Consider the following 16,126-nt stretch of genomic DNA (forward strand, 5'->3'; position numbering starts at 1 on the left):
CATCCGAAGAATCTTTCTTAAGTGCTTCGCTCGACTTGCATGTGTTAAGCACGCCGCCAGCGTTCATCCTGAGCCAGGATCAAACTCTCAAAATAAATGTTTGATTCCGGGATCAAAATCAACATACTAGCTAATCTATCCCTTTTACTGTTTTATAAGGTCAGTTCCTTGAATGTTAAAACTTTTTTAGAATCTTTCAAGGTTGTTTCACTGTTCAATTATCAAGGTTCTTTGTTGTTTTGTTTCTCAACAGCAACTTCGATATCATATCACTGTTTCAGAAGTTTGTCAACAACTTTTTTAACTTTTTCCAATCTTTCGATTGAAGTTTTGTATTTCTCACTGTCTCTGTCAGACAGCTTCATTATATTAGCACCCGTGCCAGTATTTGTCAACACTTTTTTCGACTTTTTTCAAAATCTTTTTTCTTTTACAGGCAAAGCTGCATTCCATCCTTTTGTAAACCCGTCCTTGCAAAAGACATAGATTTATCTAAGTCGAGAAGACTCCCACCTCTTTCAGGTGGTGAGTAATAACAAATTTGTCTCAGTGGGAGTCCAATCTCCGACTGAGATAAACGCTCCGCAAGGATGCGCAGTGATTCTGTAAAGAATGTGTCAGCTTACGCTGACCAGAATCACGCGCCAAGTCTCGCGGATGCTCGACTTGAATTTTAATGCACCATTAAGCCAGAGGGGACAGTTAAAAAGCCGCAAAACACCGTCCCCAATAGCTATCCCCCCAATAACTATCCCAGCAGTGCTTTCAGATCTTCTTCTGGCGTGGTAATTGGTGCAATGCCGTATTTTTCAACCAATATGTTTAATACATTAGGTGAAATGAATGCCGGCAGGGTTGGACCCAGACGGATATTTTTGATCCCCAGATGTAACAGGGTCAGTAAAATACATACTGCTTTCTGCTCGTACCAGGATAATACCATGGATAACGGAAGTTCATTTACATCACATTCAAACGCTTCTGCCAGTGCTACTGCTACTTTGATGGCACTGTAAGCATCATTGCACTGTCCCATGTCCATGATCCTTGGTAATCCTCCGATCGTGCCTAGATCCAGATCGTTAAAACGGAACTTTCCGCATGCCAGTGTCAGAATGACAGTATCTGGCGGTGTCAGCTTCACAAATTCTGTATAATAGTTTCTTCCTTTACGGATTCCATCACATCCTGCCACCAGGAAGAAATGCCGGATAGCTCCTGATTTCACAGCATCAATTACCTGATCTGCCACCTGGAGAACTGAGCCGTGGCTGAATCCAGTTATAACACTGCTTCCACCATTGATTCCGGTAAACTCTCTATCTTCCGGATATCCGCCCAGTTCCAGTGCTTTTTCTATTACCGGAGTAAAGTCCTTCTCCTCCCCGATATGTGTCACTTCCGGGTAAGATACCAGTTCTGTTGAAAAGATACGGTCTGCATAACTGCTCTTTGGAGGCATCAGACAGTTGGTTGTATATAATACCGGAGCCGGAATATCCGCAAATTCCTTCTGCTGATTCTGCCATGCAGTTCCAAAATTTCCTTTTAAGTGAGGATATTTTTTCAGTTCCGGATAGGCATGTGCCGGGAGCATTTCTCCATGTGTATAAATATGAATGCCTTTTCCTTCCGTCTGCTGCAATAACAGCTCCAGATCCTTCAGGTCATGTCCTGTAATGACGATAAACGGCCCTTTTTCTACTGTCAGAGATACTTTTGTCGGAGACGGTGTTCCATATGTGCCTGTATTGGCATGATCCAACATCTCCATACACAGATAATTCTTTTCCCCCACTTCCAGCACTACAGGCAGCAACATTTCCATGTTCCAGTCTTCTCCCACTGCAAACAATGCCTTGTGGATAAAACGCTCCACTTCTTCACTTCGTTTTCCAAGTACCATTGCATGGTATGCGTAAGCAGCCATACCACGTACACCAAATAATATCAATGATTTCAGAGAACGGATGTCTTCCTGTGCATTCCACAGATCTTCCATATAATAATCTTCTGTACGGCTGCATGGATCAGCGCAGCTTCCGCATCCTGGCACCACTTTCTCTTTTTCCGCATGTACACGGTCAATCAGCTCCTGAATGGTATTGTCATTAAAATTTACATTCGTTACTGTTGTAAATAATCCTTCTATTAACAGTTTCCCTGTTTCCTCTGTTGCCTGAATTCCACCCTCCGTTGCTCTCGCCAGTCCTATCAGGGCTCCCGTTAATCTATCCTGTAATTCTGCAGTCTGGGCTGTTTTTCCGCACACCCCTGCCTTGCCGGTACATCCCGTGCATCCTGCAGTCTGTTCGCACTGAAAGCAAAACATATTCTGTTCCATTTTGATTCCTCCTGTTATATTTGATGAGTGTAACTATTCAGAACCCACTGTAAAGGTACTGAACAGATACGATGTGTAAATTATAAAATATTCTTCCATGCAAGTCCGTTGTTAATACCACAAAATCAAAAAAAGATGCCATTACGACATCTTTTTCAAATATTATGAAATTTTACTGCTGTTTCTTATCACCACGACGGAAAATCAGGCGGAAAATCAAACGTACAAATGGTCCACAGTAGAACATTTGATAGCAGATGGCCATTGGAAAATTCATTGCCCATGTACGAATCCATTCTCCAAAGGACGGTTCCTTAAATAAAACCGTGGCAATCAGGCTCATTGTCGGGCACATGATACAACAGATACAGATTGAAATCGCATAGGTAATAAACTGTGGTCTGTCTGTCGGCTTCATCACGGTAAATGCAAGCTTTCCAGCCAGCTTGCTGACCACAAAGAACTCCAGTACAAATGCAATCGGTGCCATGAAGACAAGTTCATGTGTGGCAGCCAGAAAAGTAAAGCCGCTGACCACTCCCCCTGTATTCAGTGCAACATTGTACACGATCATTCCGTACACCATGACAGTTGCCATGATCGCAGTGAAAATCACATCTTCAAATTTTGTTTTTCCTGTAAAAAATCAGTTAAAGTTCAAAAAAAATAACGTGTTTCTATGCATCTGCCCGGCATTTCTGCTCTGCATTCCTGTTGTCTCGTATTTTACCTGCCGTTTTTCACTGAATGAGAATTTTTTTACACTGCCATTGCTGATCTTATTCTTTGTTCTGTTTCAGTTCTCGGTGCGCACTACTTTCTGTCAGTCCCTTTCCGTTTTTGTTTTTGTCTGTGCACTGTTGAGCTTTTCTGCCAATTTTACCAATGGCTATGATGCTGTCCGATATCCTCAGGCAACCGCCTTTGTTGCAAGGCTGGATACCAACCTGTTTCACTTTAGCGTCAGCCTGCTTATGCTGGTTTTGCTCGCATACCCTTTGTCCCGCTATGGCAGTTTCCTGATTGATTCCCTTACTGCCCCCAATATCTGGTATATGACAGTTCTGATCTCAGGGACTTTCCTCGGACTGAATATTCTGATTGTCCCACACAAACACGAAACCCTCTATGTAAACCGTATATTCCTCATTTTCTGGAGTCTTCTGGGTATCATGTTTGCTATGATGATGATGATTTATGTACTTTTCTACTTCATCGCAATCGGTATGCTGGAATCCGCCAAAATTGCTGAACGAAACCATTTTCTGGAAACGCAGGAAGCTCAGTATCTGAAACAGTGCAGGTATATGGAAGAAACCGCACGGATCCGCCACGACTTCCACCATACACTTCATACTCTGAAAATGTTATCAGAAGAAAGCAACTACGCCTCTCTGAATCGCTATCTGGACGAATATCTGGAGGCCCTTCCTGTGAATCAGTCTGTTACTTACTGCCAGCATAATTCCGTCAATGCATTGCTGAATTATCTAATTCCCTCCGCACAGGAAGCTGCTATTGATATCAATCTGAATATTGATCTTCCAAACCAGCTTACCGTAACCGACATAGATCTGTGCTGTATTCTTGGAAATGTGCTGGAAAACGCTATTGACGGATGTAAAACGCTCCCGACTGGAAAGCGAAGTATCCAGCTTACCGTAACCACACGGCTTAATGCCTGGCTGTATATTGTTTCTACCAATACTTTCAACGGCAATATAAAGCGAAAAAATGACCAGTACCAGACTACCAAGAAAAATGGTCATGGTATTGGCCTGACTTCCACTCAGATTACTGTGGAAAAATACAACGGAAGCGCACAGTTTTCCAATGATACTTCCTGCTTTTACGTGGATATCATGATCCCGATTGCATAACATATTTTAAAAGACCGGGCATACCATAAAGATACGCCCGGTCTTCTTTTATCTTACTATCGCTTTTATGATTCACCCCCCAGCGGGACAGTGGCAGCTGAACAATTATGATTCCGCTTCTGTGTCTGCTTCTGTCTCCGTTTCACTGAAGGATCTGAAGATATTGAGAGCAATCGCCTGTGAATCTTCATCTTCAATAGGTCCAACAATAATACTGTACATATTTCCGCTTTCACCTACAAATGCGATACCGCTTACGTTCTGTTCGCCATCAAATCCAACGGTGCTGATGCCATTAATCTCTGCATCTGCCAGACCTGTGAATCCTTCTGATTCCAATGCTGCCTTCACTGCATCCAGTTCTGCTTTGGTTCCCATCTCTTCTGCTGTATTGCAGGTAATTGCCATAGACATCTTGCCATCCGGACTGTTCAGTGCATATACCATGTTATCAGAGTCTGATATGTCCGCTTCTTCCCAGTCAGTCGGAAGGTACAGGTCAAATCCATATTCAAAGGAGAACCATTCTCCATCATACACATCCGGATCAATATCTTCATAACTCCATACAATAGGATCTTCACTCTGTGCCTCTGTTTCAGTTTCTGTATCTGCTTCTGCAAATACAGGCATTGTACCTCCAAATACCATCATTCCAGCCATCATGAGTGCTAATACTCTTTTTTTCATCATCGTTTCCGACTCCTTTCGCTTTCTTTACCAAATATTTTACACTTTTTAACATTTTTTTCAATAAAAATGACGGGAATGGGGCCAAAAGTGACGCAAGTGGCACATTCATGTTCTGCGTTTTCCCAGCTCCCAGAATGCAACTGCACTGGCCGCTGCCACATTCAGCGAATCCACTCCATGAGACATGGGAATCTTCACGGTATAATCGCATTCAGCCATGGTAGAAGCATCCAGACCATCCCCTTCTGTTCCCAGGAGCACTGCCAGCTTCTCTTCCCCGGCAAGCTGTGGATCATCAATTGTCACTGAATCATTTCTCAGCGCAAATGCGGCCGTGCGGAACCCTGCTGCCTTTAAGATCTCCATGCCTTCCTGTGGCCAAGCAGTTCTTTTATCCAGTATGGTCCACGGGATCTGAAATACGGTTCCCATGCTGACGCGAATCGCTCTCCGGTACAGTGGATTACTGCATCCGGCTGTCAATATTACCGCATCCATATTCAATGCTGCCGCCGAACGGAAAATTGCTCCCACATTGGTCGGATTGACCACTTCTTCCAGAATTGCAATCCTTCCGGTATTTTCGCAGATCTCTTTCACAGACGGAAGCGGACGACGGTACATGGCACAGAGCATACCGCGCGTCAGGGCAAATCCAGTCAGCCTGGTCAGTACTTCAAATTCTGCTGTGTATACAGGCACCTGATTGCATCTTTTCAGCACCTCCAGTACTTCTTCTACACCATTCTCGATCTGTCTTTTTTCCACCAGACAAGATACTGGTATGTAACCTGCATTCAAAGCCCTCTCTATTACTTTGGGACTTTCCGCAATGAACATGCCCTTTTCCGGCTCTGCCCGGTTTAAAAGCTGATTTTCTGTCAGTCTGGCATATACATCCAGCTCCGATGCAGAAAAGTCTGTTATTTCTATGATATTATTTGTTTTCTTATCTGTATTTTTCATAATCAACCGCTTCCTTATTCTCTCCTGTACGGTAATCAATATCGATTCCCGGCTGCACATTGTAGACATAGACATGAAAGCAGACTCCTGCTCCTCCATCTTCTACCGATTCCGCTTCCATCTCCACACCGGATGCCACCAGATTCAATCCTTCAAAAATCGGCGTCACTCTGTATAAGACATGGTTATCCGTCTCATGCACATAATCTGCTACCTCATTTTCAAATGGCAACATACCTTCCACATTCATATAACGGGTTCCTGTGATCAGATTCTTCTCATTGGCATTTTCTCCTGCCAGCTGAAAACCAATCAGATGGCAGCGGTTATACAGAGATCCCTGGTCCACGATATCATACTGTTTATTTTTCCATCCGGTTGGATAAATCTCCTGAATACTCTGCCGCTTCTCGGTCGGCATCAGTTCTTCGCAGATATTGGCATAGGCTACGCCGCACCGCCCCAGGATATCCAGATCACTATAGACCTCAAAGACTTCTGTGGTCTTATCCTTGTCCGGAAAATCCGGTATATTATCATTGATCACCACATATGGTTCTCCGTCATATTCCGGTATATCATCCAGTGAAATCGTAGGTTCTCTGGTAATGCTCTCGTAGATCCCGCTGCCAAACTGTATCAGCTTTTCCGCCTGCTCTGGTGCAAGTGCCAGGGCACTGCAAATAGCCAGTAGAAGGATCTTCAGCAGCGGATTTTTGATCTTCTTTTGTTTTTTCTTACGATAGTTCTTTTTATAGTATTTTTTCCTGCTCATACTCCTCTTTCCTGTCTGTTAGATGAATATTCCTAAAATCGCTTAAAAACGCATATCGTGTTCCACATGCTTTCGATTTGAATAAAATCGGGTCATGTCTTGTATTTTCAAAAACATGGCCCGAATTATTTTTCAGAAAATTTGTATCTACTACATACCGCCACAAATGCTATATGTCCCAAATATTGCAAAACTTCTTTCTAATCTTCCCATGGACGGATGCGGTATGTCACTCCCAGATCTTCACAGATCTTGCGGCACTGTGCCTCTTCTTCTTTGGTCAGTGTGGTATCTACCGTTGTCAGCACTACATGTGGTACATACTGGGTTGCCTCTTTTGCAAAGCTGAGCATAGCGTCAAAGGACTGATCTCCGAACTTGCTGCGCACCAGTTCATGATAACGGTCTGCATTTGGTGTATTCAGACTGATGGAGATGGTATCTACCAGACCTTTCAGTTCCGGCGTCACATCTCGTTTCCAGATTAGATTCGCCAAACCATTGGTATTGATACGAATCGGCTTCCGATAGTTTTCTTTTACAAACTTTGCGATCTCCAGAATGGCATCCAGACGTTCGGTTGGTTCCCCATATCCGCAGAAAACCACTTCTTCATACTGAGACATATCAAAATTCGCAAATTCTGCTTTCACTTCTTCCACGGTCGGCTCATGCTCCAGCCACAAAGTCTTGTCATCATGGGTTACTGTATCCATATTCTGGCGCAGGCAGAAGGTACAGGCACATGGACAACGATTGGTCAGATTCACATAAAGATTATTGTGTACCTTGTATAAAATAGTCATTCCTTTTTTCATATTGCATTCCTCTTTTCTGATATTTTATTTCAATGTATATAGTTCTTCTTCGAAACATACCCCGTCCGTCAGCGGCAGATCCATCTCGATGGATCTCTGAATACATTTCTTAATAAACTTCGATGCTTTTCGGACGGACTGTGTGAATTCCACGCCATTTACCGCATCAGCCGCAATAATCGCAGAGAAAATATCACCGGTTCCAGATCTGGAGCTGCCAATCTTATGCGTACGGATCAATTCATAGCCTTTCCCCTTTTCCAGACAGAAGTTAGATACATAGGTCTTCTGCGGAATTCCGGTAATCACAATCTTTTCCGGTCCAATCTCACCGATCTTCTCCGCCAGTGCCAGCAGTTCTCTGGCAGTCCATTTTTCCTTATATGGTGTTCCCGTCAGGATACAGGCCTCCGTCACATTTGGCACTACAATATCTGCATAGCGCACCAGCTCAATCATCTGGCTGCACATCTCTTCCGTATAAGTCGGATAGGCTTTTCCATAGTCACCCATCACCGGATCAATAACAGTGATGGTATCTTCCTTCTTAAAGTCTCGAATAAACTGGCTCACAATCTGAATCTGCTGCGCTGATCCAAGAAATCCGGTACAGATCCCCTTGAAATGAAGCTGCAGCTTTTTCCATTCTTCGATATAAGCCTGCATATTGTCCGTATAGTCAGTGTAAAAAAAGCTCTCAAATCCGGTATGATCGGAAAAAATCGAAGTCGGCAATGCACAGCACTGTACCTTCAACATTGAAATAATCGGCAACTGTACTGCAACCGAACATCGCCCGAACCCTGTATAATCATTAATTAATGCGATCTTTTTCTGATGGTTATGATTAGCCATAACACGTTCCTTCCTGTTTTCACAAATGTTTTTGCCTTGCGACTTTTCAGATACAGTCATACCTGATTAACCACTTTGCATATATTACACCACTTTTTACAAATAATCAAATACCAGCCTGTGAAAAAAGTTTATGGTCACCATATTTCCAATGTCCAATTCAGTCATCAACCTTTTTAATTTCGTCATTTAACCATATTTTGACTAAATTAAATCACAGATGACATAATTAAGCGTATTCTTTGAGCATTTTCTTGTCATGAAAAAACAGGACATGTAAAATTTTTTCTCACACGCCCTGTCTTTTTTGTTTTGATTTATAACATTCCAAAATTACATTTTATGTTTCTTCGCAGCAAAGAAATCTCTTGTTTCTTTGACTACCACACCATTTAATACAAACAGTGCAATCATATTCGGGATTGCCATCAGTCCGTTAAAGATATCTGCGATTGTCCATACTGCACTCACTGTCATGTACGGTCCGATGAATACCGCAAAGATGTATACCCAGCGGAAGACTTTGACTGGCTTCATGTTACCGCCTGTCAGATATTCCAGACAGCGTTCACTGTAATAATCCCATCCGAGGATCGTGGTAAACGCGAAGAATACCAGACAGATCATCAGAATAAAAGAAGAAAACTGCGGTGCAAACGGAAGTCCATTCTGGAATGCATAGGTAGTCACTTCCACACCTTGCAGACCTTCTACCTGCCATGCTCCTGTCAGAACAATAGACAGACCTGTCAGTGTACAGATCACGATGGTATCCAGGAAAGTTCCTGTCATGCTGACCAGGCCCTGGCGAACCGGTTCATTGGTCTGAGCTGCTGCTGCCGCAATCGGAGCACTACCAAGACCTGCTTCATTGGAGAAGATACCACGTGCAACACCTTTCTGCATCGATACGATCATGCTTCCTACCACACCACCGGTAACTGCTTTTGGATTAAATGCTGCTGTCACGATCGTTACGATTGCTTCAGGTACATGTGAAACATTACAGATGATCAGGATAGCTACTACAACAAAATAAATCACTGCCATAAATGGTACAATAATCTGGCTGACTTTTGCGATACGTTTTACACCGCCAATCAATACAGCTGCCACACAAAACGCCAGTAACAAAGATGCAACTACAACGGACCAGGAATAGCTTCCGAGGGACGGCAGTGTTACACAATGCAGATTCTCCGGATCAAAGAAGCCATTGACTGCACTGGCAATACCATTTACCTGACTGAAAGTACCGATACCAAACAGACCTACACAGACTCCAAAGAATGCAAAAATCTTTGCCAGCCATGTCCATTTCTTTCCCATACCCTGTTCAATATAATAGAACGGACCACCGAGACTGTGTCCATCCTCTGCAACTACACGATATTTGACCGCCAGAAGCCCTTCGGAATACTTGGTTGCCATTCCAAGAAAGGCTGCCACAATCATCCAGAATAATGCACCCGGACCACCCGCACAGACCGCCGTAGCTACACCGACGATATTACCGGTACCAATGGTTGCGCTCAGTGCAGTACACAGTGCTGAGAAACTGGTAATCTCTCCCACACCGTCTTTTTCATTCTTAAACATCCATTTCAGTGCCAGCGGAAGCTTATGTACCTGCATCACGCCCAGACGTACGGTAAGCAGGAGACCACCGGCCATAATCAGAATCATCAGTGGCACTCCCCATACCAGATCATCTACATACACCAGAAAACTATTGATTGCACTCCACATTGTAACTTTCTCCTATCCTTTTCTCTTTTTCTGCATCGTTTTTTTCTGTGTCTGTTATCACAGCTTTTCAAACAACTGCATGTCTGTGAGTTTTTCAAAATGGAATCCGCAAAGATGTCAAACTGATCTATAGATATACTCTGATATGAATAAGACTGCCCAATGTGATCTGGTAAATGTATGTGCCCGCATGAAGCGTAACTTATTTCACAGGATGAAATTGCCCATGAAATTAAAATATCCCTTACACCATAAACATACTGGTACAGGGATAGAAGATATACTTTAGAACGATATCTTCTCTGTCCTTTTACCTGAGAGATTCATATATCAAATATCAATAAGATATGATATATGTTGCACCTTCGGCCCCCGATCTGATCCGGGTGTCTCCAGAGAGTCGATCCATTTACAGTTGCACCGGTAAGTACCGGCACCTGAGAGTTTTACTCCTTCGGTAGACGCATGTCTTTTCCTGCAAACTTCATTTCGAAATAGCTCTTTTTGAATACTATATATCGTCTGCCATCATTTGGCAAGTCTTTTTTTCAGATCTTTTGTTTCTGTTTTCTCATAATATAAATATAATATGGTACAAGTGGGATCAACGCTGCGATCCACGCTGCCGGATCTGCCAGACAGACACCACGGAAACTGGTGTGCCCCGCCACCAGAAGTACAATGATGGTTCGTGCAGCAAGTTCAAAAATACCGCCCATCATCGGAACAAGTCCGTAGCCCATCCCCTGCAGGGTATTACGGTACAGAAAAATACTTCCCAGAAATGGATAGCACCAGAACACGGTATGGAAATACTCTACTGACACTGCAAGTACATCCGTTTCAGATGAATTCACAAAGATACAGGTCATGTATTTGCCAAAGAAAAACATCAGTATCATGGCTATCACACTCCATGCCAGTATCATGTACTGAGTGCAGCGTACGCCTTCTCTTACACGGTCGATTCTTCCGGCACCCCGGTTCTGTCCCACATAGGTTGCCACCGTTGCTCCGAATGCCACAAAAACAGTTCCAAGAATGTTCTGCAGCTTTCCTGCTGCGGAAAATCCTGCCATATAGGTTTCCCCATAGACATTGACTGCTCCCTGTACAATAATCGTTCCGATTGCCGTAATAGAGAACTGCAATGCCATGGGAATTCCCAGTCCCAGAAGCTTTTTCACAGAATTCCAGGAATAACGAAAATCTTCTTTTCTCAGATGAAGAATCGGGTACTTTTTCACAATATAGATAAAACAGCAAAATGCAGAAATAGCCTGGGCTATAACAGTGGCATAAGCGCATCCTTCCACACCCATTCCCATAACTACAATAAATACAATATCCAGAAATACATTAATGCCTGCTGAAATCATCAGGAAATACAGTGGTGATCTGGAATCACCCAGCGCACGTAAGAACGCTGATAACGCATCATAGGCAACGGTTACCAGCAGTCCCGCATAGATAATACCCATATATGCCTTTACTTCCGGCATAATCTCTTCAGAATAATTCATCAGCCGTAATATCGGCTCATTTGCCAGAGTCAGTCCAATTGTCATAACCAATGCAAATGCCACGGACAAATACACAGACATTGCCACATAATGACGCATTCTATCTTCTTTCTTTGCCCCAAAGCACTGTGCCACCATGATGGCAAATCCGCTGGTCAGACCGTTCAGCCAGCCTATCACAAAAAACATCAGGGAACCGGTACTGCCGATGGCAGCCAGTGCCTGTACGCCAAGAAACTGCCCTGCAACAATAGAATCTACCACATTATAGAACTGCTGAAACAGGTTGCCCAGGAACATCGGTATCATAAACCGGATAATCAGCTTCGCCGGGCTTCCCGTTGTCATATCACTTATTGTCTGCTTCCTTTCCATTCTTTCTCTCCATTCCCATACGGCAGGCACCGATCACCGGATCACAGTCTGCCAGTATTACATCCACATTCTCTTTCTTTACTTTCACCTGCCGGATCACCTGACTGGTGAGAAGATTCTCTTCTCCTTTAAACACACTGCCTGCCAGTACTGCAGTTTTCTTCTTTTTCTGCCTTGGAACACGCTCCAGTCCCACGTAAATGTACTCTGCCATGCGTCCGGCATACTCTTCCACAAGTACTTTTGCCACTGGGTCACCTTCCTGTGCCGTCTTTAATATGTCCGGCACCAGGAAACGTATTTCACCGGAAAAACCTGGTTCCATCATATAACGCCGCAGAAGTCCGTCCACAGATATTTCTCCTGAGAACTGTAAAAACAATTCTGTCAGCTTCGTATCCGGTCCAAGTCCGATCTTGGCATCAAACACCCGGCGGATGGACCTGCGTGCCAGAGCGCTTCCCCCCTGCATGCTTTCCTCTATATAATCACCAAATACAAAATATGATTCTTCCCCATCGCGTACTGCTGCATTCATTCCGGTTCCGGCACAGAGCACCATGTCTCCTTCGCCTTCCTCCACACAGTATAAAGCAATAACTGCATCATTATAGGCATGCAAATCAGAAATTTCAAGTATTTTTTTCAGTTCCTCCGTTACTTTTTCTTCGTCACCCTGCCAGTCGATACCGGTAATACCGGCAATCGCTGTCCCAATCTGTTCTCTGGTAATCCCAGCCTGAGCAATGACTTCTTCCACTGCTTCTTTTATTTTTGTAAATGCAGATACCATCCCATCTGTCGGATAGTAGGCACCTCTTCTGGTTGCAATCCCCAGTATCTTTCCCCCTTCATCCATGACAGCTGCTGCTGTCTTTGTTCCCCCCTGATCAATTCCCAGTATATAACTCATTTTTCCTCCATGATTTTCTGACTATTTTTATAAAAATTTTCATGTTCAAATGTGTATCGATACACACCATATCTTAAGTATAATATTCTTTTTAATTTTGTCAATATTTTCTGTATATTTAAGCATTTTCGTTTTTCTTTCGCAGTTTCGTCTTGACTTTATCTTGTAAACATGTAAACTATATATGTAAACTTCGAAACATTGATTAATCGTGTAACAAAACCATCACATAACAGGAGTACACAATGACTACCATATCTGATATTGCTAAAAAAGCAAACGTATCCCGCACCCTGGTATCCAGAGTATTGAATAACAAACCTGGTGTCAGTCCTGAAAACAGGCAGAAGATTCTATCCATTATGGAAGAAACTCATTATGTTCCCAGTGGACTCGCAAGATCACTGGTCACTCAGAAAACCGGTGCCATCGGTGTGATCATGGATGAACTGTGTAATGAATTCTTTCTGAAACTGATTGCCGGTCTGCAGGATGCGGGAGAACAGCATAATTATCATGTTCTCTTCTGCAGCAGCCGCAGTCATCCTGAAACCAAAATGAAATATGTGGATTATTTCTCCCAGGGACGGACAGACGGCATTATTACTTATGGAAGTAATCTTGACAATGAAGAACTGTTCCATTACATGGCAAAGCAGCCGGTTCCATGTGTCTTTATCGAAGGTGGTCCTGATAATGGGAACTGTAACCGTATTCAGATCGATAATGAACAGGGTGCTTACGAAGCTACCAGATATCTGATCGCTCAGGGCCGAAAAAACATCATTCATGTTACCGGAGATATGAACTATACCGCTTCTCTGGAACGTTTGAACGGATTTGTACATGCTATGCGTGACAGCCATATTCCCATTACTGCTGATTCTATTCTGTATGCAGACTTTTTTGAGGAATCTGCATATCGCCAGATAACGGAGCTTCTAGAACGGGACATCCATCCGGATGCCGTTTTTGCCGGTGCTGATAAAACAGCCTACGGTGTACTTCGTGCACTTATGAACGCAGGCATTTCCATTCCTGGGGAAACTGCTGTGATTGGTTTTGATGATGATACCCCGGATTCCAGGGATATTATTTTTCCCGGACTTTCCACTATGCGCCAGCCTATGTATGAGATGGGCTGTGCCGCCGTTGAACTGTTACTGGCTGCCATCCGTGACCCGGCGCACCAGCCTGAGACCAGATGTTTCCAGCCACATTTGATTCTGAGAGAAACCTGTAAATAACTGTAACAAAAGGAGGATTTTACCATGACTGAAAGAGGATTAAAAATTGCTACTATTGGAGGTGGTTCCAGTTATACACCGGAACTGATCGAAGGATTCATTAAACGTATGGATGTCCTTCCGGTAAAAGACCTGTATCTGGTGGATATCCCGGAAGGTCAGGAAAAGCTGAACATTGTCACTGCTTTCGCCAAACGTATGGTTGAGAAAGCCGGTGCAGACCTTCGTATCCACGCTACTACTGACCGTGAGGAAGCTTTGAAGGATGCCGATTTTGTGACTACACAGTTCCGTGCAGGTCTCCTGGATTCCAGAATTCGAGATGAACATATTCCTCTGCGTTATCACAAAATTGGTCAGGAGACCACCGGTGCCGGTGGATTTGCCAATGCGTTGCGTTCTGTCCCTGTTGCGCTGGACATTGCCCATGATATGGAACGTCTCTGCCCAAATGCATGGCTGATCAACTTTGCCAATCCTTCCGGTCTTCTGACAGAAGCAGTACTGAACCACACAAATATTCGTGCCATCGGACTGTGTAACTGCCCGATTAATATGATCAACGATATGTCACAGAAATTCTCCTGCTCCGCAGATGACCTGTTTCTGGATTTTGTAGGTATCAATCACCTGATCTGGGCACAAAAAGTCTTACTTCACGGAAAAGATGTCACAGCAGAAGCGATCGAAAAAATATGTGATGCTTCTTCAAAAGAAATCATGGCTAATATTCCAGAAGTGCACTACAGTCCTGAATTTCTTCGCTCTCTTGGCATGATCCCGGTAAGTTACCTGAAATACTATTATCTGCAGCCACAGATGCTGGAAGAATGCCTTGCAGATTCTAAGTCCAAAGGAGTACGCGGCGAAGTAGTCAAAAGTGTAGAATCCGAACTCTTCACGCTATATCAGGATACTGATCTGAAAGAAAAACCGGAACAGCTGGCAAGAAGAGGCGGTGCCCGTTATTCAGATGCCGCATGTTCTCTCATCGACTCCATTTACAATAATAAAAAAGACATTCAGGTAGTAAATGTCATGAACAGCGGCTGCAATCTGGATCTGCCAGAGAACGCTGTTATTGAGCGTAACTGTGTCATTGACAGTAATGGTGCTCATCCGATTCAGATCGGACATACCCCGCTTAAGATCCGTGGACTGCTTCAGAACGTAAAGGTATATGAACAGCTTACCATTCAGGCTGCCATTTATGGTGACCGCGATGCAGCTCTCCAGGCTCTGACAATTCATCCACTGGTAAATTCTGCTGAAACAGCCCGCCTCATGCTGAATGATATTCTGAGCGAGAATCAGGCTTTCCTGCCGAATTTTGCTTAAAAAAACGGGAGACACCTCTACAGATGTCTCCCGCTGCTTCTCTATTCTTCCATTCTTCTTCTGATATAGTCTTCCAGCATATCAATGGTTTTGTCAATTCCCAGTTTACTGCTGTTAATACTCAGATCATAATTTCTGGAATCTCCCCATTTGCCCCGGCAAAAGTGATTGTGGTAGGTTTTTCTTTTTCGATCATGATAAGCAATACTTTCTTCTGCCTTCAGTCTGTCTACATCTTCCCTGTCCATGATACGCTTTATTTTCTCTTCCATATCACCCAGTACAAAAATGCTGATCAAACCCTCATATTCCTTCAGAATATCTTCCGAACACCTTCCCACAATAACAAATGATTCGCCGGATGCAGCCTTTTTTCTCAGATAATCAAACTGCATATTGGCCAGATTCTCCTGAGGGGAATTGCTGAATCCATTTACTGTTCTGGAAAAAAACGGAATCTTCGGAAGTTCATCAAAACGCTCCAGAGTCTTCACGTCCACTTTCTTGCCTGCAGCGATCTCACCGATCAGATGATAATCATAAAACGGAATCTCAAATCTCTTTGCCAGTGCTTCTGCTATTACATGACCACCGCTGCCATATTCCCGTCCTAATGAAATAATTAACTGCTTTTTCTCACCCATCTTATC

The 16,126-nt window shown here is 43.6% G+C and carries 13 protein-coding genes, 1 rRNA gene, 1 pseudogene and 1 riboswitch; of the genes and pseudogenes, 3 read left to right on the plus strand and 12 right to left on the minus strand.

All coding sequences use genetic code 11. The features are described from left to right. The 3 genes from H8716_RS13710 to H8716_RS13720 all read right to left on the minus strand — a co-directional run. A 16S ribosomal RNA gene (locus H8716_RS13710) occupies positions 1-95 on the minus strand; the annotation flags it as partial. A 653-nt stretch (positions 96-748) separates the two neighbouring features. Beyond that, on the minus strand, positions 749-2,344 hold the full coding sequence (hcp, locus tag H8716_RS13715) for a hydroxylamine reductase (RefSeq protein ID WP_249309623.1): 1,596 nt from the start codon (positions 2,342-2,344) through the stop codon (positions 749-751). A 172-nt stretch (positions 2,345-2,516) separates the two neighbouring features. After that, the gene (locus H8716_RS13720) at positions 2,517-2,834 is read right to left on the minus strand and encodes a DUF2798 domain-containing protein (RefSeq protein WP_330606632.1); all 318 of its coding nucleotides are present in this window, start codon (positions 2,832-2,834) and stop codon (positions 2,517-2,519) included. On the opposite strand from H8716_RS13720, the gene H8716_RS13725 reads away from it, so the two are divergent. Next, complete coding sequence (locus H8716_RS13725; RefSeq protein WP_249309625.1) at positions 2,833-4,224, plus strand: ATP-binding protein; 1,392 nt, start codon at positions 2,833-2,835, stop codon at positions 4,222-4,224. The genes H8716_RS13720 and H8716_RS13725 overlap by 2 nt on opposite strands. 105 nt (positions 4,225-4,329) lie before the next feature. Here the strand turns inward: H8716_RS13725 and H8716_RS13730 are convergent, their stop codons facing one another. From H8716_RS13730 to H8716_RS13765, 8 genes and pseudogenes are all read right to left on the minus strand, one after another. After that, on the minus strand, positions 4,330-4,917 hold the full coding sequence (locus H8716_RS13730; protein WP_249309626.1) for a hypothetical protein: 588 nt from the start codon (positions 4,915-4,917) through the stop codon (positions 4,330-4,332). A gap of 105 nt (positions 4,918-5,022) precedes the next feature. Further along, on the minus strand, positions 5,023-5,883 hold the full coding sequence (locus tag H8716_RS13735) for a TrmH family RNA methyltransferase (protein WP_249309627.1): 861 nt from the start codon (positions 5,881-5,883) through the stop codon (positions 5,023-5,025). Between the two features lie 7 nt (positions 5,884-5,890). Continuing rightward, positions 5,891-6,658 (minus strand): annotated as a pseudogene (locus H8716_RS13740) (DNA/RNA non-specific endonuclease); the annotation flags it as partial. 200 nt (positions 6,659-6,858) lie between these two features. Next, positions 6,859-7,476 carry a TIGR04100 family radical SAM protein gene (locus H8716_RS13745; protein ID WP_249309628.1) on the minus strand — a complete coding sequence of 206 codons (618 nt, stop codon included), beginning with the start codon at positions 7,474-7,476 and terminating at the stop codon, positions 6,859-6,861. A gap of 24 nt (positions 7,477-7,500) precedes the next feature. Continuing rightward, complete coding sequence (locus tag H8716_RS13750) at positions 7,501-8,331, minus strand: pyridoxamine kinase (RefSeq protein WP_249309629.1); 831 nt, start codon at positions 8,329-8,331, stop codon at positions 7,501-7,503. 333 nt (positions 8,332-8,664) lie between these two features. Then, positions 8,665-10,080, minus strand: coding sequence for an alanine/glycine:cation symporter family protein (locus H8716_RS13755; protein WP_249309630.1), 1,416 nt, complete (start codon positions 10,078-10,080; stop codon positions 8,665-8,667). A gap of 292 nt (positions 10,081-10,372) precedes the next feature. Continuing rightward, positions 10,373-10,486, minus strand: a riboswitch (glycine riboswitch). 142 nt (positions 10,487-10,628) lie between these two features. After that, positions 10,629-11,978, minus strand: coding sequence for an MATE family efflux transporter (locus tag H8716_RS13760; RefSeq protein WP_249309631.1), 1,350 nt, complete (start codon positions 11,976-11,978; stop codon positions 10,629-10,631). Beyond that, positions 11,953-12,891: a BadF/BadG/BcrA/BcrD ATPase family protein gene (locus tag H8716_RS13765; protein ID WP_249309632.1), complete on the minus strand. Its 939-nt coding sequence runs from the start codon at positions 12,889-12,891 to the stop codon at positions 11,953-11,955. The genes H8716_RS13760 and H8716_RS13765 overlap by 26 nt, the downstream gene beginning before the upstream one ends. 245 nt (positions 12,892-13,136) lie before the next feature. Between H8716_RS13765 and H8716_RS13770 the strand changes: the two genes are divergently transcribed. Continuing rightward, positions 13,137-14,138, plus strand: a complete 1,002-nt coding sequence (locus H8716_RS13770) for a LacI family DNA-binding transcriptional regulator (RefSeq protein ID WP_249309633.1) — start codon at positions 13,137-13,139, stop codon at positions 14,136-14,138. 24 nt (positions 14,139-14,162) lie between these two features. After that, positions 14,163-15,476, plus strand: a complete 1,314-nt coding sequence (locus H8716_RS13775) for a 6-phospho-beta-glucosidase (RefSeq protein ID WP_249309634.1) — start codon at positions 14,163-14,165, stop codon at positions 15,474-15,476. A gap of 41 nt (positions 15,477-15,517) precedes the next feature. Here the strand turns inward: H8716_RS13775 and H8716_RS13780 are convergent, their stop codons facing one another. After that, positions 15,518-16,120, minus strand: a complete 603-nt coding sequence (locus H8716_RS13780) for a cytidylate kinase-like family protein (protein ID WP_249309635.1) — start codon at positions 16,118-16,120, stop codon at positions 15,518-15,520. Positions 16,121-16,126 lie beyond the last annotated feature (6 nt).

This window comes from Jingyaoa shaoxingensis, from assembly GCF_014385005.1.
Lineage (GTDB): Bacteria > Bacillota > Clostridia > Lachnospirales > Lachnospiraceae > Marvinbryantia > Marvinbryantia shaoxingensis.